The sequence below is a fragment of the Acetobacteraceae bacterium genome, from assembly GCA_004843345.1.
Taxonomy (GTDB): Bacteria; Pseudomonadota; Alphaproteobacteria; order Acetobacterales; family Acetobacteraceae.
In genome coordinates, this window is the sequence record CP039460.1 from 772,830 (window position 1) to 792,321 (window position 19,492).

Here is a 19,492-nt window from a genome sequence, read left to right on the forward strand (position 1 = left end):
GAGTTTGTCTTTCATGCGTGGAAGACAAACTCTGTTGTAAACCATATTTCGGCTTTTGTGGAAGACAAAAAGAGGTTTTGCACTCAGTAGGCGACTTAAAGAAGGCTTAAAAAACACCTAGCCCTCTTTGCTACCCCTCTTCAGTCGTCGTCTTTTTGGCCTTTATCACCATGATCGAGCTTTTTCTGCCAATAAGCGGCTTTTTCAGAATCTTTTTTGATGCCTTTGCCAGATTGATAGGCTTTGATAAGACTTTTCATTGCGTCTTTTTGGCCTTTTTCAGCGGCTTTTTTCCAATATTTCACCGCTTCTTTCATATCTTTCCGAGTGCCTCTGCCTTCAGAAAAAGCCACAGCGACAAGATTTTCCCCTTCAGCATCACCCAAATCCGCTGCATTTTGGTAGAATTTAAACGCCATTTTGGAGTTGGATTTCATACCTACCTTTGGCCCTGGCAGATTGTCCTCCTCCAACACATCCTTATGGTCATGCGCATAGAGTTTCCCAAGAGCAATAACCGCAGGCAGGTAGTTTTTATCCGCTGCCTTTTTCCACCAGGTGGCCGACATGCGGACATTCTGATGAACACCTTTGCCTTGGAAATACAGCTTTCCCAGCTCATATTGGGCAATCACATCGCCTTTTTTGGCTGCCGCCCGATAGGTCTTTGCCATAATTTTTAGATTTTCGGGAAGTTCTGCCTCAGCCTGCGTCTCTTCTGGATCGTCATCTGTGTCTTGAACAGGCGGTGCAACCGCAGCCGACTCAATACTCTCTGGCTTTGCCGCATGCTGTCCCCGCATACTGGAAACAATGCCCGCAGAAGCCATAAAACCAACCATCAAAAGAAACCCTGCAAAGTAAAGATGGAAGCGCCAATCTTTCTTCAGCTTTTCCTTTAAAGGATGGGGATGATGCAAAGAATGAGAGTTGTTCATAGACTATTCATAAACCTATCTCGGAAAAAAGAAACCCTAAGCGACTCTTCCTCTTCGCTTTTAGTCCTTTCCCAAACGGTTTTTAATCCCCAAGGAAAGGTTTTAGAACAATCTCTTGTTTTGTTGTATTTTTACATGTGTCCTGCGTTTTAAATTTACAACACTCTAAACGACCATCTCTACGCTTCAATTCAAAATCTTTAACGAAATATGTACCCCATGGTTTACATACACTCTAAACTTTCTATAAATTCCTCATACCGACCTACTTTAGAGAAATTCATCTCAAAATGGCTTTCATCAATTTTATCTATTCGAACGCAGTCTATATCTAAACATTCTAACATTTGATAATTGACGAGTTCTCCTTCTTGCACTTTTAAAACATCTCGGAGTAACCATTTTCCTAAATCTTGATTAGGATCAGACATTAGCGCTTTGCCCTGTTTACTGCCTTGGCATAACTTTACTTTCAACGTAACGCCATTTGGCAATTTCAATTTAAAATGAGTCGTTTTTGGTGGGAAAAAATCTGGCTTAAAATCGTGAACTTCTTGTGGGACAGGAATATAACATTCATTCGCATCTCTCGTCCTGCCTCTCGCATTCCATTGATTTAAACCACTTTTCTCAAAAACAACTTTTTGTCCTTTCTGCTGTTTTCGTCCATCGCCATATAAAGGCAAATAAACTGTATCTATAATTCTGCTAAAATTATTCTGAGGTGTGCTTTGAGCCAAAAGAGACATCAAATCCTTTAAAGGATCGTCTAAAATCTCAACATCAAACTCATAAAGAACTTTTTGAGTCTTAAACCTTTTCAGAAGCGTACTTTTAGAACGATTAAAAGTATATTCATGGCTTTTATCTCTGAACTTGATACTACCACTTGTAGGAACAATATGGTTGATCGTGTTTAAATCAATCAAATCCATATTTTCTTCAAATATCTTAAACTTTTTCTCTGATCTAAGAACGCAATGATAAATCGCCCCATCCAATCCTTCAGCATCTATGGCTAATTGAATACGATCATTTCGCAATTCTGCAACTTTGCGGATAAGTTCTTCTGGCGGTAATCCTGTATAAAGTCTTCGAGCCGCATTAAATTCAGCGACTTTTTCAAAAGATTTACTATTTTTCTCTAAGAAAGTTTTTAGTCCAATACCAAGTTTAAGCTTCTTAGCATCAACAGCGATATCACCACGAGAGAGGTTTTCTGCACTAAATGCCCTGCAAAAGATATTTTCAGCCGCCCGATAATAAAGTGCAGGAATAGAAGAATCAGAAAAAAGATTAGAAAGCGAACCTATCAATCTTAAAAAAACTTCATAGTTTTTTTTCTCGCTGAGGCTTTGCTTATCAAAGAACATCTTTAATCTGCTTTGCTATGGCTTCAATTACAGGAACAGCAACTGAATTTCCGAACTGCTTATATAGATGTGAATCTGCCAGCGGAGGAAGAATATAACTTTTAGGAAAACCTTGAAAATTTGCACATTCTCTCGGCGTTAATTTTCTAATCCCTTTTTTGGCTAAAATCAGCGGAACATTATGTCCGCCCATACCCATATTAGCCGTTAAAGTTGGACATACATTATTTTTATTCTCTCTGACGTATTTTCTACGCCACTGATAAAGCGTATCTCTACTGACAATGCTTTCCTGTAAAGTGCTATAGAGAGCATTTTTATTATAAAAATATTTCTCATCTACCTTACCGCTTACCAAACAAGCATGGATTGACTGCGTTAAGGGCTGTTTTTTTGGAAATTGAAAAGCATCGCATATTTTTTCCTCTAAAAAACCTATAATAAAAATACGTTCTCTATTTTGTGGAAGATTGCCCACTTCCATCGCATTCAAGACACTATCTTTCACAAAATAGCCAAGTCTCTTTAGCTCACGGTAAATGACCTTAATGGTATTCCCGTTATCATGGGTTTTTAGATTTTTAACATTCTCAAGGAAAATGACTTTTGGCGCATGATGTTCAAGAATCCTAACGATTTCAAAGAAAAGATTCCCTCTTCCTTTCTCGTCTTCAAACCCTTTTCGATAACCTGCGACAGAAAATGCCTGACAAGGGAAACCTGCCAAAAGCACATCATGCTGAGGAATATCCTCTGCTTTAATCTTCGTTATGTCTCCATGAGGTTTTTCTTCAAAATTAACTTCATAAGTGATTTGTGCATTTTTATCCCACTCAGAAGAAAAAACACATTTAGCCTCTGGAAAGGCAAACTGAAATCCTAAACGTAAACCGCCAATCCCTGCAAATAAATCAATAAATTTTAAAGGTTGAAAATCACGAGAATAAGTTTCTAAAAGCCCCTTGTCTTGTCTTGTCTTGTCTTGTCTTGTCTTGTCTTGTCTTGTCTTGTCTTGTCTTGTCTTGTCTTGTCTTGTCTTGTCTTGTCTTGTCTTGTCTTGTCTTGTCTTGTCTTGTCTTGTCTTGTCTTGTCTTGTCTTGTCTTGTCTTGTCTTGTCTTGTCTTAATGAGATGATTTTTCATGCTTAATTCTCTGTCAACCTCTTAAATTCATTTTTACTATTCTAACTAACAAATAACATCTGCATAGCTGCCTATCCTTGAATTTTTAGAGATTTTATAAAAATATCTATTATTTCATTTAGGCTAAAAATGGCGATTTTAAGATTTTTGCAAAAAGATTGGAGGCTGGTGCAGAGAGCATCGTCACGCTTAAAAAAAGGTTTAACGCATCTCAAATTTTAGAAAAGCTTTTCCTTTTTAAAAAAGTAAAGAATTTCTTTATCATGGCTCAAAATTAAATCCTCACGGGAGCAGATAAAAAGAAGGATGCCCTAAAAAAGGGCATCTTCATTCGACTAAAAACCCGATTTATTAAGCCTAGCGTAGGCTTCACAACCTTTTTCTAAATGGTTATCGCAGGCTTTCCCGTACCATTCTTTCGCCTGTGCAAAGTTCCGATGAACACCACGATCATCACCTGCATACAACTCTCCTAACACATATTGAGCCATTGCATTACCTTGTGCTGCCGATTGTTGATACCATTTTAATGCTTCTGCATAATTCTTATCAAAGTCATACTCAACAGCTATCTCATAGGTAGCCGTCTTTTCTTTCTCTTTATCAGAAGATTGTTCTACTGATTTTTCAAACCAATTATCAGCCTCTGCATAGCTCTGTCGAACACCATGCCCAACTTTATACATTAGACCAAGCTCTTTTTGAGCTTCCGCATTGCCTTGTTCCGCAGATTTTTGAAACCATTTAAAAGCCTCCGTATTTCCGTATAGAACCGACTTCTTCAGCCACTTTAAGGCCTCCACAGAATCTTGCTTAACACGCTCTCCTAGCAAATACATTTCGCCAAGCTCTTTTTGAGCTTCTGCATTGCCTCCCTCTCTGCTGACTTTGTCAGCTGTTCAACATTATTTGTCTCTATTTTCCCTGCCTTCTGCACTTCAGCAGACTACGCAAAGACTGGCAATGAGAACATCAAAGGAACAGCAAAAACAAACGTGAGAAGTTTCTTATTCAATGAAACGATCCTTAAATTTTAAGCGTATGGGCTTGAGTTCTTTCACCTCTTTTATGACGTTTCTCATGTGAAAAAGTAAACGATTACCCCGCCTTTAAACGATAAAAATCCTTTCCATGTTTTAAAAAACACAATCTTCTGTTTTCGTTACCCGTTTTTGCTTTTTAATCCCCACCGCCACGTTTTTTGACACGGAATTGCCATTCAAACGCCTCGCATTTATCTTTCCCTAACGGATCATTCAGCGAAGCGGAAAGCTGGTAAAATTCTTGCGCTTTTGCGGTATCTTTGGGCACGCCACGTCCCCGCATCCAAGCATCGCCGAGGCGGTATAAGGCCCTTGCGCTGCCTTGATTGGCGGCTTTTTCCCACCATGCAATGGCCATTTCCTCATTTTTAGGAATTTCATAGGCTTCGCTCCCGAAAAAGCACGCATTGCCATAGATCAGTTTGGCCTCCACATCGCCTGAAAAAACAGCCCTGCGCCACCAGCCTTTTTCCTCTAGCTGACCCGGATTTTCGGTACGGCTTTCCAACCTGTCGAGCGAAAGTGCGGCCTCTCGGCAGCGTTGAAAGGAGGCTTTGCACCACCATTCCACCGCCAGCGCATCATTTTGCGTAATGCCTTCGCCAAAACGATAAGCTTCGCCGAGGCGGTTTTGCGCCTCTCTATTTCGCAGGGAAGCCCCTTTTTGGTAAAAGAAAACCGCTTTTTCCTCATCAATTTCGGTAAACTGGCCTCTTTTGTAAAATTCCCCCACAAAAAAGGCGATTTCCCCTTGGGCGCTGTAATCTAGCGCCTGATCATCTAAATCCTCACCTGCCAGCACTTGTTTTGCCAAATCGAAATGTTTGGCAATTTGCGCACGCTCTTCTTCACTCAATTCTAAAAAATATTTCATAAAGAGAATATGAAGCCCGAAAGGCCCTTTTTAAAGGGTCGTTTCAAAGGCAGGGCTTTTTTTAGCCTTTTTTAACTATCAATAGAGGGTGAAAAACTTTCTCTTCTGCCAGCTCTTCTATAATCTAGTCTCCGTCATCTCATGCAATCTGGCGGAAAGTTCTTTTCATGACGCTCTTTAACGGCCTGCTTCTTGTTTTTCTCATCTATTTGATTTGCTCTTGGCTCGCCATTACCATCAAAGATGCGAAAAAACCCCCTTCCAAAGAAGAAGCCGAAGGAGTTTTTTCGGATAGGGCGATTGTCTTTACCCTTGCTATTCTCTTTTTTGCAGGCATTGCCGCCTTCTGCCTTGTCCATACCATCACGCCAAGACAGCCCCACCCTGTCACGCATTTTCTAATCTCTCATCTGCCTGCAAGCTATCAGCCTGCGCCCACAGCGCCCGATCCAGCCTATCTGCCAAGGCACGATCTGTTGCCTTATGGGATTGGTTTTCTGGTTTTAAGCCTCGTCATGTTCATTGGCCTGCTGGTGCGGAATTGCCAAAAATCTGGCTTTTGGCATGGGCTTGCCTCCACTTTGGCCATGATTCCGATTTCAATCATGGATAATTTGCTCAAGCTTCTGCCCTTGCTTTTCTTATTGATGCTTCTCTTTTTCTATTTAACGTTTCACTCTGTTTCGAGTTGGGTCACAGGTTAGGAGAAAAAACGGGGAAAGGCGCATTTTCCGCTTTCCTAATTCCCACACTAAACTATAATTAAAATATTTCTCTTAAAGTGGAAAACCATCCGCTTAAACGCCTGCCGGAGCGTCTCTCAGATGTTTTCAAAGATTGCTGAAAAATTAAAATCCCCTGCTTCGAGAGAGGAAACCCTGAAATCTCTTTCTGAAATGCTTCACCTCAAATCCGCAGAGGCGGCGCTTCTTCCCGTAGATCACCTCCTTAAAAAACTTAAGAGCTACTGGAACAATGCCTCCCTTGCCAACTGGAATACGGGCGGTGAAAAACAGGCCATGTTTACCTCTCTTCACAAAGCATGGGGCAAAGTCAAAAACAGCTTTTCCAGCGATAAGTCCACAAACGCCTCTGCCCAAGAAAAGCAGGAAAAACACACCGAGGCGCACAAAGCCACACGCACCCAAAGCGCACAAAAAATAGAAACCGCGCCCCCAGAGGCACAGGCAAAAACACAGCAAGCCCCAGAACGCCCTGCCTCTCCTGCACAAATTTACGCCGCTGAATTCACCCGTTTGGAAAAGATGGTTTTTTCCTCTCAAGATGTCGCTGAAAGCCTTGTCGCCCTGTTCTCTGCCGCCCTCCTTATGGAAGCCAAGAAAAAACAGGCGCCTCAACCCAAACTCCAAAAATAAAGGGATATATTATGCAATCGCAAACTGATTTTTCTGGCGCTGATTCATTTGAAGAGCGGGAAGAAAAACTTCAAGCGCTTCTCCTCACCATTATGGAAATGCCGCTTCAAAAACTCTCCAAGGCGCAAACAGACGTCTTGCATCGGGAAGTGGAAGGTCTCAAATCCAGCCTCTCTGACGAGCAAAATCAGACCAAAGACCTTCTCTTGCGCACGCTCTCCCTGCTAGAGACCCAAAAAGCGCTAAAAACAGACCTTTCAGAGCCCTTACAGCATTTAACCGCAGAATTGGTTAAATTTAGAAACCGCAATGAAAATAACTGGAGCTTACAGCAGGAAACCAATCGGGATTTTGTCGATACCGCAGAGAAAAACCAGCAGATTTCTCTCAAAAAACTCGGAACAATTGAAGCCTCTCTCGCTGAGATTCAAGCCAATAGCCTTGAAAATGAATTTGAGCAGAAACTCCAATTCTTCCACCTCAAAACCTATAAGAAGTTTGACGGAATCAAAAGCTTTCAGATTGTTATCCTGCTGCTTGTCCTCCTCAATTTCGTTTTACTCTCCCTCATTATCGTCAAACTCTTCTTCCCAAGTCTGATTGTCACGCTTTCCTAAAACACGCTCCTAAAGAATCTTTCTTCTCCCTCTTTCCGACTCCTTTTTCCTCTCGTCAAGGCACTTTATGGGGTTGATGGCAAGAGGGGGAAGCAGGCTCACCACTGGCGAAAACCGGCATTTCCTCTTAAAAAATAAGGAGAACTTAAACATAAAAGCCTTTGAAAAAAGTCTAATAAACACCCCTCTCTTTTAAAAAGTTCTGGGAGGGATAGATTTTCTTTCAAAGCGCTCACAAAGAGGATGACATTTAACAAAATGACAACCATGACAACTAAAAACACCGTTTCACTGAAGCAGGTTCTTGCAACCTCTACCAGTGCCCTCACTTCCCCCTATAATGTCAATCAATATACCGATTTGATGACACTCCCGATCACCCCTGAGATTGTTGAGAAAATTCTCCCAACAATTTTAGAAGATAACCGCTTTCTAGGCGAATATATTCCTGTTTGCGGAAATGTAGCCGTTTACAAAACCTCTGGCGGCTTAGACGGGACTTTCCCCTATGGCCCTCCCCCTCCCGTTACGCAAAATGTCGGTTATGGCTGTGTCCAACCTTATAACTATAATTGGCCACGTATCACCGATGCAGGAGAACAGCGCATCATTGATGGTGTTATCTACCGTTGGGACGCTTATATTGAAAATATTCAGGATAATAAAAATAGTGCATGGTCTGGCTTGACCTCTATGCTTTCAGCCTCTCTTGATGGCTTAACATGGCTTAGAATTGGTCCAGATGAGAACTTCCAAAATATTGACCATTCTGCGATTGTTCTTGGCTTCACCATCGATCGGGATAACTGGTTTGGAAAAGGCAAAAATATACCAATACAGCTTAAACAGTCCCAATGGTATTCTTCAGACACTGGTCGTATTAACTCCACCTATTCCTACATTGCCGATTGTCCTTTCCATGTCACCTATGAAGGCAAAAACTATTCCATTGATGACCAGAAAATGTACTGGACAACCGATGGTAAATTATTAGTGGTCGGCCAAACCAATGATAATACGGTCTTACCAGCCCAAGGCGGCTATGTCGTTGTGACATGGGGAACAGACACGCAAACATGGTCTGAACCCAAAATCTATACACCAGATGTCTGGGGATTGGAGGCCTCCAATATTTACAGAACCGAATGTCCGTCTTTTATCAGGCTCATTGACAAATATGATGAAACGCTTTGGACATACGCCTTTATCAATGGTGATGATAATTTCCAAAATTCTGGCTTCTCCGCATGGACCTGTATTAAAGGCGATGCCATCAGCGACCCTGAATTGATGGATCAGTTGCTGAAATCAAAATTCACGCCATACGCTTTCGGGAATATGGAATATGCAATGTGCATCACTGACAGATTGCAAAATGATGGAACAGGCGGAACACCTCTGGGCACAAATATTGGACATCTAGCCTCTGGCAGATATTCTTGGGCTGTTGAAAATCAGAGCTATGGATATGACGCACAGCTTCAGTTTGGGACTTCTGGTGGCTCTTGGTGGGATACCGAGGTTGCTGGATTGCTGGGTCTAGCACGGTTTAAACCCAATACACGCTTTAAAGAGACACTTTCAGGTTTTAAAGAAGGTACTTGGACCCCTCAAAGCGCAGAAACACCAATGGTGCATAGCCTTACCTTTGACAAGCCTAAAAAACGTCTTGAATTTGCCATCGGGGCGCATTACTGGGCCGAAAACGTTACGATTACCCTGACAGATGCGCAAGGGGGCACCCGGATTTTTGAAACCGTCACGGCAACGGCAGGCTATGGGCCTCAGTCAACAGATTCCGCAGAATGCACCTGCATTCAAATGGTTCTCAATGAAGATGATCTCAAAGACATGTTTGTCAAAGAGAACAATGTTCTCACCAGACTTCCCCTTTGGAAAGATGATAAACTCTTCTTCCAGATTGATAATGGCTGGCTCATGATTAACGGCCCAAGAGGACGTCTTGGCACGAACTTTGGCTTTGGCGAAGGAATTGTCCAGATTGATGTCACCGCCACAGGCGTTGACGCCTTCCACTGGAGCATCCGAGGCTAATTCACCTCTTTCCATGAAAGAAGGGGGCGCTTGCGCTCTCTTCCCCTCTCAAACACCCTTAGCCTTCCCTCACAAGATGACTAAGGGCGTTTTTGAGCTTTTAACCTCTTCCCCCTCAAACCCCTTGGCCGAAGCTGTTCATATATTCCCACTGCGCTCGGCCTGCTTTTTCAGGCTTATAGGCAGGGGGCGCAGGCGGTGTGATGTCATGAATCATTTCCTCCTCCTGCAAGACTTTATGACGGCGCAATTTTCGTAATTGCTTGGCGGTGAATTGCACTTTTTTCGCTGGTTTTGCGGACTTGCTCTCTGCTTTAAAATGTTCATAAGGGGAATGATATTTCGGATTAGACAATCTCAAAATCACGGCCTCGCCCACAGGGGGCACAAAACGGTCTGAATCAATCTGGATTTGATCGAGCATATCCTCTTGCGTCAGCTGATAGGCAATGCCCTCTTTTTCATCGGCTTTCAGCGCTTTAATCTTTTCCTCACACGCACGGATATGATTGGGCTGGAGACGTGTCTCCAAATGGCCGTGGCTTTTCACCAAAACCGCATAGGCCGTGCCAATTTTAAATTCACAAGGCCGTGCGATTTCAACGACCTGTTTCACCTCTGGCTCTAACGGGTCTTTATAAGACAAAACCAGAGATTTCGGATAAAGGGCAGGCGGAATCATAAAACCCCCTAAAACCTGCCCAAAAGAATTGCCCAAATACCAGCCAGTCGCCATGCCGTCCATGCCTAAGACAATGCCTGTCAGGCCAAACAAACTGCCAAAAGCGACCCCTGTCCAATCCGCTGCCATATAATGATTATAGCTGTTATCAATCAACGCCTCTGCCGGCATGATGGAGACAATTTCGACCAGACGGCTATTGAGCGCCTCATTGACATTTTCCGCCTTAAAACTGGTCGGCTTATAATTTTCCACAGGATCATAACAGGCCGAAAGCAGGCAAAGCGGTAAAAGCAAACAGCAAAGATTTTTTCTGGATAAAAACAAGAAAATCTCACATTCCTCAAAACGGAAAGAAAGCAAAAGCGCAGGCAGATTTTTAGCATAGAACAAGGCGCTTTCAAAAGCCAAGCCCTCTCCTTCCGCCCTCTTTCAAACCCCCTCATGGAAAAGCTGGCATCTTGCCGTTTTTTTGGTTTTTTGCCATGGTAGCAAAACCTGATTTGCACTGTCTTTGATAAAGTTAAAATCCCCATGCCTCATAAAATGCTTCATTTTACCGATACGCCCCGTGAACTGCCCCCCAAACGGCCAGCCGCACACCGCAAACAGGATTTTGAAGAAATTTACGAAGGTTTTTCACGCAAAGCAGGCGAAGTGCAGGCCTCACGCTGTTCCCAATGCGGTGTGCCTTTTTGCACGATGGGCTGCCCTTTAGGCAATGATATTCCAGACTGGCTGTATCTCACCGCCTCTAACCGCCTCAAGGAAGCCTATCAAGTCTCTTCTCAAACCAACAGTTTTCCTGAAATTTGCGGACGTATCTGCCCCCAAGACCGGCTTTGCGAAGGGAATTGTGTTGTCAGGCCGGGTTTTAAAGCCGTCACGATTGGGGCGATTGAGCGCTTTATCACCGAAAACGCTTTTGAAAAAGGCTGGGTTGCGCCACGCCTGCCAAGCCAAGAACGCTCGCAATCTGTTGGCATCATCGGGGCTGGCCCTGCTGGCCTAGCCTGTGCCGAAAAGCTCCGTGCCTTTGGCTATCAGGTCTCTCTCTATGACCGCCACCCTCAAGGGGGCGGTTTGCTCATGTATGGCATTCCGGGATTTAAACTTGAAAAATCCATTGTTAAACGCCGTCTTGACCTGCTCAAAGCACAAGGGGTTCACTGTTCTTTCAACACCGAAATTGGGGCGCAATCAGGCCAAAAACCACTCGAAGAGTTACGCCAGACACATGATGCGCTTTTCATTGCCACAGGTGTCTATAAAAACCGTACGCTTTCTGTCGAAGGCGCTGAACTTAAAAATATCCTGCCAGCCTTAGACTATCTCATTGCGGCCCATGCGCCCAAAGAAGACGCTCACGCCGAGAATGCCTGCCAGATTGAAGGCAAAAATGTCCTCATTATTGGCGGAGGCGATACCGCTATGGATTGTGCGAGATCGGCAATCCGTCAAAAGGCGAAATCCGTGACCTGCCTCTATCGCCGTGATCGGGACAATATGCCAGGATCTGCGCAAGAAGTCCTCAATGCAGAGGAAGAAGGCGTTTGTTTTGAATTCCTTGCCGCCCCTGAATCTTTCCAAGCGAATGAAAAAGGCGACGTCAAAGAAGCCGTTTTTCGCAAAATGCGTTTCGCCACAAATTCCCATCAAAAAGAATCACGGCGTGAAATTGAGCCAACCGAAACGACTTTCACCCTGCCTGCGGACATTGTGATTTGCGCCCTTGGCTTCTCACCAGAAGACCTCCCTGCGCTCTGGCAGACCGACAAATTACACACCCATAAGGATAAGCGGCTTGCGGTCACACAGCATCAAACAAGCCTTGATGGGGTTTTTGCAGGGGGCGATATTGTTCGGGGTGCTTCCCTCGCCGTCTGGGCGATTAAAGACGGTCGGGACGCTGCGGAAGAAATCCATCACTATCTCCAAAATTTAAGTACACCCGAAAAAGCCTCCCCTCAAAACACTGTCCTTGAGGGAGAAGACTCCCATGCCTAAACAGAATTTGCATAAACAAACGATGCCAAACACAAATCAAAACGCTTTTCAAAGCCCTTTTCAAACCGCTTCTGAAAAAAACTATGTCCAATCATGGGAAGCTAACAAAACCAAGCTGGAAGGGTCCCATCTCTCCACCAAAGAGCAGGATTCCTGCGGTGTTGGCCTCATTGCGTCTTTAGATGGCAAGCCCAGCCGTGACGTTGTGCTGGCAGGGATTGAGGCGCTTTCCAATATTTGGCATCGGGGCGCTGTGGATGCGGACGGCAAAACAGGGGACGGGTCAGGGATTCATGTTGAAATTCCGCAAGATTTCTTTGCCGAAGCCATTCATAAAGCCGGCAAACTCAAAATAGAAGGAAAAATTGCGGTCGGCATGGTCTTCCTCCCCCGCAATAATTTGGCTTCCCAAGAGCATGGACGCCAGATTATCGAAACCGAAATTTTGCGCTTTGGCTATCAGATTTATGGCTGGCGGCAAGTGCCCATCAATACGGCCTTTATCGGGGAAAAGGCCAATGCCACACGCCCCGAAATTGAGCAAATCATGATCCGCAACAGCCTCCAGAGAGAGGAGGCGCTCTTTGAGCGAGACCTCTATATTATCCGCAGGCGGATTGAAAAAGCGGTCTCCAAAGCGCATTTGGACCTTTATCTCTGCTCCCTTTCCTGCCGTTCGGTGATTTATAAAGGCATGTTTTTGGCCGAAAATCTGGTCGATTTCTATCCTGATCTGCTCGATGGGCGCTTTGTCTCACGTTTTGCGCTCTACCATCAGCGCTATTCCACCAATACGTTTCCAACATGGAAACTGGCCCAGCCTTTCCGCCGTATTGCCCATAATGGCGAAATCAACACGCTCTCGGGCAATATGAATTTGATGCAGTCGCAGGAAATCCTGTTCCAAGACGAGGCTCTCAATCCCTATTTAGAGGATTTAAAACCTGTGATTCAGCCTTCCGGCTCAGATACAGCCGTGCTGGATAATGTCTTTGAACTGCTGACCTTTGCCGATCGGGATGCGCCTTCTGTTAAAAATATCCTTATTCCTGCGGCCTGTGGGTCAGATATTGCCATGTCAGACGCTTTGCGGGATTATTACCTCTATTGCAATGCGGTCATGCCCCCTTGGGACGGGCCTGCGGCGATTTGCGGAACAGATGGCAGATGGATGATTGCTGGCCTCGACCGCTCCGGCCTGCGCCCATTGCGGTATAGCGTGACCAAAACAGGCCTCCTGATTGTCGGCTCTGAAAGCGGTATTGTCCGCCTGCCTGAAACAGACATCGCCTATCAAAAACAATTAGGCCCTGGCGAAACCTTGGCCTTTGATATGGCAGAGGCGAAACTTTACCTCCCCGAAGAAACCCAAAAACTGCTGGCAAGCCGCTTTCCTTATGCCAAATGGATGGAAAAGCGCCAAAATCTCTCCCAGCGCCTTTCCCATCATGGCGATCAGCCCAAAATGCCAGAGGCGGAATTACACCGCCGAAAAGTCGCCGCCAATATGAGCTATGAGCAGATGGAGATTATTCTCCAGCCAATGGTGGCGCAGGGGGCAGAAGCGATTGGCTCAATGGGCGATGATACGCCCTTGCAGGTGCTTTCAAGCCATTATCGGGGACTGCCACGCTATTTCCGCCAAAGATTCAGCCAAGTCACCAATCCTCCCATTGATCCCTTACGGGAAACACGGGTCATGTCTGTCCATACTCAAATCGGCCCGCATTATAATCTCCTCGCAGATGGGCCGGAACATTGTGGGCGTTTTCATCTCAAATCCCCCATTTTAAGCAATGGGCAATATGACCAGCTCAAAGCAATTTGCAGTACGGAAGCCTTTGAAATTGATTGCTGTTTTGACCTCGAAGCAGGCGAAGCCGGCCTCAAAAACGGCTTGGAATCCATTCGCCAGCAGGCCGAAAAAATTGTCAAAGCCCAGCGTGATACGGGTAAATTTGCCCATCTTTTCCTCACCACGGAAAAAAGCGGCAAAAACCGTGTCGCCATGCCAATTGTGCTGGCGGTGGCTGCGGTGCATACGCATTTAATGCGTACTGGCCTCTCGCCCTTTGCCTCCCTCAATTTACGCTCTGGCTGTGTGATGGATACGCATAGCCTCGCCGTGTGCATTGGCGTTGGAGCGCATACGGTCAATCCGTTCCTTGTGGAGCATTTGATTGCTGAACGGCTTGAGAAAAACCTCCATCCTGACCTGACCTTGGCAAAAGCGGTCGAGAATTACCTCACCGCCGCCAAAAAAGGCCTGCTGAAAATCATGTCCAAGGCTGGTATTTCCCTGATTTCTGCCTATCGGGGGGGGTATAATTTTGAAGCGATTGGCCTGTCCCGTGCGCTCAGTGCCGAATTTTTCCCGGGCATGCCTTCACGCCTTTCGGGGATTGGGCTTCAAGGGATTGCACGCCACCTGCTCAAAGCGCACCATGAGGCTTGGGAGAAAGAAACCCTTTCAGCACTGCCTGTGGGCGGTCAATACCGCCAGCGCCCAAGAGGCGAGGAACATGCGCTCTCTGGCGAAGTGATCCGCAAGCTTCAAAAAGCGGTCAAAGAAAATTCTTTTCCGCTCTATCAGGAATATGCTGCCGAAGTGCGCTCTAAAAAGCCGATTGCGCTCCGGGATTTACTCGATTTCAAACCCGCCTCTGCACCCATTCCCATTGATGAGGTCGAGGGCATCACCTCCTTGCGCAAACGCCTTGTTGCCCCGGGAATTTCCCTTGGCGCGCTCAGTCCCGAAGCGCATGAGACGCTCGCCATTGCCATGAACCGCATCGGCGCAAAATCGGATTCAGGCGAAGGGGGCGAAGATGCCGAACGCTATCGCCCACGTCCGAATGGCGATAATGCCTGCTCCCAAATCAAGCAGGTTGCCTCGGGACGTTTTGGCGTCACCGCAGATTACCTCAACCATTGCCGTGAAATTGAAATCAAAGTCGCCCAAGGCGCAAAACCCGGGGAAGGTGGCCAGCTCCCGGGCTTTAAAGTCACGGGGCTGATTGCTAAGCTCCGCCATGCGACCCCGGGTGTCACCCTGATTTCACCGCCACCGCATCATGATATTTACTCGATTGAAGACCTCGCCCAGCTCATTTATGACCTCAAACAGATCAATCCAGAGGCGCTGGTGACCGTTAAGCTCGTGGCACGTTCGGGCATTGGCACGATTGCCGCAGGGGTTGCCAAGGCCAAAGCCGATGGCATTCTGATTTCAGGCTATAATGGGGGCACAGGCGCTAGCCCGCTTTCCTCAATCCATTATGCCGGTATGCCGTGGGAAATGGGCCTTTCCGAGACCCATCAAATGCTCATGCTCAACCGTCTGCGCCACCGCATGGTGCTGCGTGTCGATGGCGGGATTAAAACAGGTCGGGATATTGTCATTGCGGCCATGTTAGGGGCAGAAGAATTTGGGATTGGCACGGCCTCCCTCATCGCAATGGGCTGTCTGATGGTACGCCAGTGCCATTCCAACACCTGCCCTGTTGGTGTGTGCGTCCAAGACCCCGAACTGCGCAAGAAATTTGCAGGCAAGCCCGAAGATGTCATCAACCTCTTTACCCTCATTGCCGAAGATGTCCGCCATCTTTTAGCGAGCCTTGGCGTGCGAAGTCTCAAAGAGATTATCGGACGCTCTGACCTCCTCCGCCAAATCTCCAGAGGGGCTGATGAGCTGGAAGACCTCGACCTCAATTCCCTCCTTGTCCAGTCTGATGAAGACGGCACGGCACGCTATTGCACGTTAAAAGAGCGCAATGAAGTGCCAGATTCCTTAGATGGGGTGATTATTCAGGACGCAGCGCCCCTTTTTGAACGGAAAGAGAAGCTCCACCTTCATTATCGTGTCCGTAACACCCACCGTGCGGTCGGCACACGGATTTCCTCAAAAATCGTCCGCCAGTTCGGCATGGACGGGCTTCAAGACGGGCATCTCACCCTTTCCCTTCATGGAACGGCGGGGCAGTCCTTGGGCGCTTTTGGTGTCAAAGGCTTAAAAATCCAAGTCGAAGGCGATGCCAATGATTATGTGGGCAAAGGGCTTTCAGGCGCTATCATTGCGCTCTCTCCTTCCCCCAGCCAGTCAGGAGATCCCCAACAAAATAGCATTGCGGGCAATACCCTCCTTTACGGGGCAACCTCAGGCTATCTCTTTGCCGCAGGACAAGTCGGCGAACGTTTTGCCGTGCGAAACTCTGGCGCTGTGGGTGTCGTGGAAGGGTGCAGCTCAAACGCCTGTGAATATATGACAGGCGGCATTGCTGTTATCTTAGGCGAAACAGGCGATAATTTCGGGGCTGGCTTTACGGGAGGCCGAGCCTTTGTCCTCGATCAATCGGGCACGTTTGAATCCAAACTTAACCGCAACGGCCTCAACTGGCACCGAATTGAAAAAGACAGTGCAGAGGCCAAAGAGTTAAAAACGCTCATTGAACGCCATGTCACAGAGACGCAGAGTCTTTACGCCAAAAACCTCCTGAAAAATTGGGATATGCTCTTACCTCAGTTCTGGTACATCGTCCCCAAAGACTATGAAAACTTTCTCAAACAACACGGAAAATAAACAAAGGAGGCTAAAAGCCTCCTTTCGTCTTTAAAAATTAGGAAAGAATGAGAAATGAGTGATAAAATGACGACAAAGAAAGTCATAGAAAATGTGACTGATTTCATGGAAGCAATCTCCGCTTTGCAGAAAAAACAAAAAAGCAAGCATGACTGTTTTTTTTATCGTGGATTACTGAGCGCTTCATATGATTTGAGGCCACCACTTTTCCGAAGAGAAGATTACCCTGCCAAAGAAAAACTTCTCATGCAGGAACTTCTTTCCCGACAAGCGCCAGCCTTTGCTAAAGACAAAACAATGTTTGAGCGCCTCGTACGGGCGCAACATTACGAACTTCCCACACGTTTAATGGATGTTACAGATAACCCGCTCATTGCGCTTTATTTTGCCTGCGCTGATTGGAAAACAGGACAAGCAAAAATTGAAAAAAATTGTAACGGTAAAAACATAGAAAAAAATGGAAAAATTGTCATTTTTTGTCAAGAACGGCAAAATATTCACTATTTTAATAGCCACAGAACAAAGCTTCTCTCTAATCTTGCACAGCTCTCTCAAACCAGAACATTCCGCCAAAAAAGAACAAAAAGCTCCAGATATAAAAGACAATACAATATCTTTTCCAGCAACAATTCGAGAGGACACCAAGCCTCTTGAAAGTCCAAAAGCCTTAAAAGAAATCCTCAGCTTGGTTCAAAATGAATATTCAGGCTTTCGTGAAGAAATCAAAATTGAAGATTTACGCTCCCCCATCCTCGTAATCCCTCAACAAAACAATGAACGTATTATCGCACAACATGGCGCTTTTATTTTATTTGGACTAGATGAGAGAACATTAAAGGAAAATGATTTAGAGAAACATCTCTTCGGCGAAATAAAATCTTTTGAAGTTAACGCCTCAAAAAAAAGTGCTATCTTAAAAGAGCTAAAAACACTCGGTATTCATCTTCATACGCTTCTACCCGGCATTGAACATTGCGCCCATTATTTAATGGATCTGCTAGAGCCAAAGGAAGAAAATACACCAGAAGAAAATTTTAATCTTGGCCTAATGTATTGCAAAGGTAATGGTGTTACCCAAGATTATAAAAAGGCACTTGGGTATTGGGAAAAAGCTGCCAACAAAGAAGATGCGTTGGCACGAGCTTGCCTTGGTGTGATATATTATTGTGGAAACGGCGTTCCACAAGACTATCAAAAAGCACGAGAATTATGGGAAAAAGCGGCAGATCAGGGACATCCAGCGGCTCAGTGCAATCTTGGAAACATGTATCTCTATGGCTTGGGAGGTGTACCTAGAAGCCCCCAAAAAGCTTTTGAATTGTGGCAACCACTTGCAAGCAAAGGCCTTGCTCTAGCACAACATAATCTTGGTGTTTGGTATAGAGATTTAAATCCATCAAGTCTTGAAAAGGCACGCTATTGGTTTAAAAAAGCAGCAGATCAAGACTTCCAACCTGCCATTGATGCCCTCAAAATGCTTGACGCAGAAGAAGCAAAGGACAAGGCGCAGGCAAGTGACAAAGAACCACCCGAAGGCGATGAAAAACCCGATGCTTAACCCCCCCGCTGTTTCAAAGAAAAGATAAAATGCCCAAAGAGAAATCGTCTAAAATGTGGTTTGCAGCGAAAAGCCATGGCTATGGCGCTGGACTGCCGATTTCATGGGAGGGCTGGGCTGTTTTCACGCTTTTTATCGCAGGCGCTGTGGTCTCTGCCTTTTTCTTCAAAGGGCTGGTGGAGGCCGTGATTCTCGGGGCGCTCGCCATTCCCTTTGCCCTGATTTCGTACTACAAAACAGAAGGTGGACTAAAATGGCGCCGGGGGAAGAAAAAATGACAGAAAAAACAGAAGCAAACACAAACAAAAATGAGACGAAAGCGCTGATGGCGAAATTAAGCGCTGTGTTAGAGCGTGCCTATGCCAAGGCCTCGCTGGCTTATGAAAAAGCCCTCAAAACCAAAAATCTGTTAGAGCGTGTTTATCAGCTCGATCAGGCGGAAAAAGGGCTTTCTCAAGCATTTCTCCGACTGGCGCAGGCTGCGAGTAAGGATTTGCCTTCCCAAGAGGTTGAGGCGCAATTCAAGCCAAAAATGGAACAGCTCAAAGAGACCCTCCACCATGCCCGCAAAATTGCGATTAAAACGCTTGATAGAGGCCCTCTCAAAACGCTTTTTGAGACGGCTTTTGAACAAAAGGAACGGGAGGCGCTCGAACAGCTTTGCCTGCTTTTTGTTCTCAATACAGAAGTCAAAAACGACCTCATCAAAGCCTTTGACGCAGCGGACGAGAGTGCCTTTCAAACAGCGCTGGAGCGGATTTAAACATGACTCAAAAACCCTCCGAAAAAACCTTTCCAGCGCAAGAGATTTTAGCCAAGGCGCACCGTGCGCTTTCGGAAAATGATCCGCAAGATGCCTTCACCTCTTTTGAGCAGGCTGCGAACGCCGGCAATCCCGAGGCCTATTATGAACTCGCCAAGCTTTATTATGAAAACCGTGTTAATTTGGGGGATTTAAAGGACGAAGAACGCCTCACCCTTGCCAAAAAACATTTGCAAAAAGCGGTGACACGCTTTCACTATTGCCCTGAAAAGCTCCAGCATCTTTTAAAAGAAATCAATGATGCGCTCATTAAGGAAATGCTGAAAAGATCCCTGCTCAATCCCTTTAAAACACGGGATAGAAAGAGCTTTACTTCCCTCCTGACCTTTCTCAAAGTCGATGAAGCCACCCGAACGCACTTCCTCACTTTGTTCGATGCCAACGAAGAATCCCCCCTCCTCGAGCAGATTAAAACGCTTTAAAAC

17 protein-coding genes are annotated in these 19,492 nt (G+C 45.7%); 11 read left to right on the top strand and 6 right to left on the bottom strand.

Translation table 11 applies throughout. From position 1 onward, the window contains the following. Positions 1–140: 140 nt before the first annotated feature. From FAI40_03850 to FAI40_03870, 5 genes are all read right to left on the bottom strand, one after another. Positions 141–938 carry a sel1 repeat family protein gene (locus FAI40_03850; GenBank protein QCE34545.1) on the bottom strand — a complete coding sequence of 266 codons (798 nt, stop codon included), beginning with the start codon at positions 936–938 and terminating at the stop codon, positions 141–143. A 224-nt stretch (positions 939–1,162) separates the two neighbouring features. Then, positions 1,163–2,311, bottom strand: a complete 1,149-nt coding sequence (locus FAI40_03855) for an NgoFVII family restriction endonuclease (GenBank protein QCE34546.1) — start codon at positions 2,309–2,311, stop codon at positions 1,163–1,165. After that, complete coding sequence (locus FAI40_03860) at positions 2,301–3,227, bottom strand: DNA cytosine methyltransferase (protein ID QCE34547.1); 927 nt, start codon at positions 3,225–3,227, stop codon at positions 2,301–2,303. The genes FAI40_03855 and FAI40_03860 overlap by 11 nt, the downstream gene beginning before the upstream one ends. A 561-nt stretch (positions 3,228–3,788) precedes the next feature. Next, positions 3,789–4,292 carry a sel1 repeat family protein gene (locus FAI40_03865; protein ID QCE34548.1) on the bottom strand — a complete coding sequence of 168 codons (504 nt, stop codon included), beginning with the start codon at positions 4,290–4,292 and terminating at the stop codon, positions 3,789–3,791. Between the two features lie 340 nt (positions 4,293–4,632). Beyond that, positions 4,633–5,370 carry a sel1 repeat family protein gene (locus FAI40_03870; protein ID QCE34549.1) on the bottom strand — a complete coding sequence of 246 codons (738 nt, stop codon included), beginning with the start codon at positions 5,368–5,370 and terminating at the stop codon, positions 4,633–4,635. 167 nt (positions 5,371–5,537) lie between these two features. Between FAI40_03870 and FAI40_03875 the strand changes: the two genes are divergently transcribed. From FAI40_03875 to FAI40_03890, 4 genes are all read left to right on the top strand, one after another. Next, on the top strand, positions 5,538–6,074 hold the full coding sequence (locus FAI40_03875; protein QCE34550.1) for a hypothetical protein: 537 nt from the start codon (positions 5,538–5,540) through the stop codon (positions 6,072–6,074). 120 nt (positions 6,075–6,194) lie between these two features. Beyond that, entirely contained in the window at positions 6,195–6,746 is a 552-nt protein-coding gene (locus FAI40_03880) for a hypothetical protein (protein QCE34551.1), read from the top strand. Positions 6,747–6,757: 11 nt separating this feature from the next. Next, on the top strand, positions 6,758–7,363 hold the full coding sequence (locus FAI40_03885) for a hypothetical protein (GenBank protein QCE34552.1): 606 nt from the start codon (positions 6,758–6,760) through the stop codon (positions 7,361–7,363). Positions 7,364–7,606: 243 nt separating this feature from the next. Further along, positions 7,607–9,418 carry a hypothetical protein gene (locus FAI40_03890; GenBank protein ID QCE34553.1) on the top strand — a complete coding sequence of 604 codons (1,812 nt, stop codon included), beginning with the start codon at positions 7,607–7,609 and terminating at the stop codon, positions 9,416–9,418. A gap of 115 nt (positions 9,419–9,533) precedes the next feature. Here the strand turns inward: FAI40_03890 and FAI40_03895 are convergent, their stop codons facing one another. Further along, a complete protein-coding gene (locus tag FAI40_03895) occupies positions 9,534–10,511 on the bottom strand; it encodes a hypothetical protein (GenBank protein ID QCE34554.1) in 978 nt (325 codons plus the stop codon). A 123-nt stretch (positions 10,512–10,634) separates the two neighbouring features. Between FAI40_03895 and FAI40_03900 the strand changes: the two genes are divergently transcribed. Genes FAI40_03900 through FAI40_03930 form a run of 7 tightly spaced genes read left to right on the top strand, consistent with a single transcriptional unit; the run spans position 10,635 to position 19,489 of the window. Further along, a complete protein-coding gene (locus FAI40_03900; protein QCE34555.1) occupies positions 10,635–12,107 on the top strand; it encodes an NAD(P)-dependent oxidoreductase in 1,473 nt (490 codons plus the stop codon). Between the two features lie 22 nt (positions 12,108–12,129). Next, complete coding sequence (gene gltB / locus FAI40_03905; GenBank protein QCE35739.1) at positions 12,130–16,686, top strand: glutamate synthase large subunit; 4,557 nt, start codon at positions 12,130–12,132, stop codon at positions 16,684–16,686. Between the two features lie 54 nt (positions 16,687–16,740). Then, positions 16,741–17,340 carry an FRG domain-containing protein gene (locus FAI40_03910; protein ID QCE34556.1) on the top strand — a complete coding sequence of 200 codons (600 nt, stop codon included), beginning with the start codon at positions 16,741–16,743 and terminating at the stop codon, positions 17,338–17,340. Next, positions 17,144–18,244 (top strand): sel1 repeat family protein, encoded by a 1,101-nt coding sequence (locus tag FAI40_03915; GenBank protein QCE34557.1) that lies wholly within the window; start codon positions 17,144–17,146, stop codon positions 18,242–18,244. The genes FAI40_03910 and FAI40_03915 overlap by 197 nt, the downstream gene beginning before the upstream one ends. Before the next feature lie 29 nt (positions 18,245–18,273). Beyond that, positions 18,274–18,522: a hypothetical protein gene (locus FAI40_03920; protein ID QCE34558.1), complete on the top strand. Its 249-nt coding sequence runs from the start codon at positions 18,274–18,276 to the stop codon at positions 18,520–18,522. Continuing rightward, positions 18,519–19,007 (top strand): hypothetical protein, encoded by a 489-nt coding sequence (locus FAI40_03925; GenBank protein ID QCE34559.1) that lies wholly within the window; start codon positions 18,519–18,521, stop codon positions 19,005–19,007. Before FAI40_03920 ends, FAI40_03925 begins: the two co-directional genes overlap by 4 nt. Positions 19,008–19,009: 2 nt before the next feature. After that, positions 19,010–19,489, top strand: a complete 480-nt coding sequence (locus FAI40_03930) for a sel1 repeat family protein (protein QCE34560.1) — start codon at positions 19,010–19,012, stop codon at positions 19,487–19,489. The last annotated feature ends 3 nt before the right edge of the window (positions 19,490–19,492 follow it).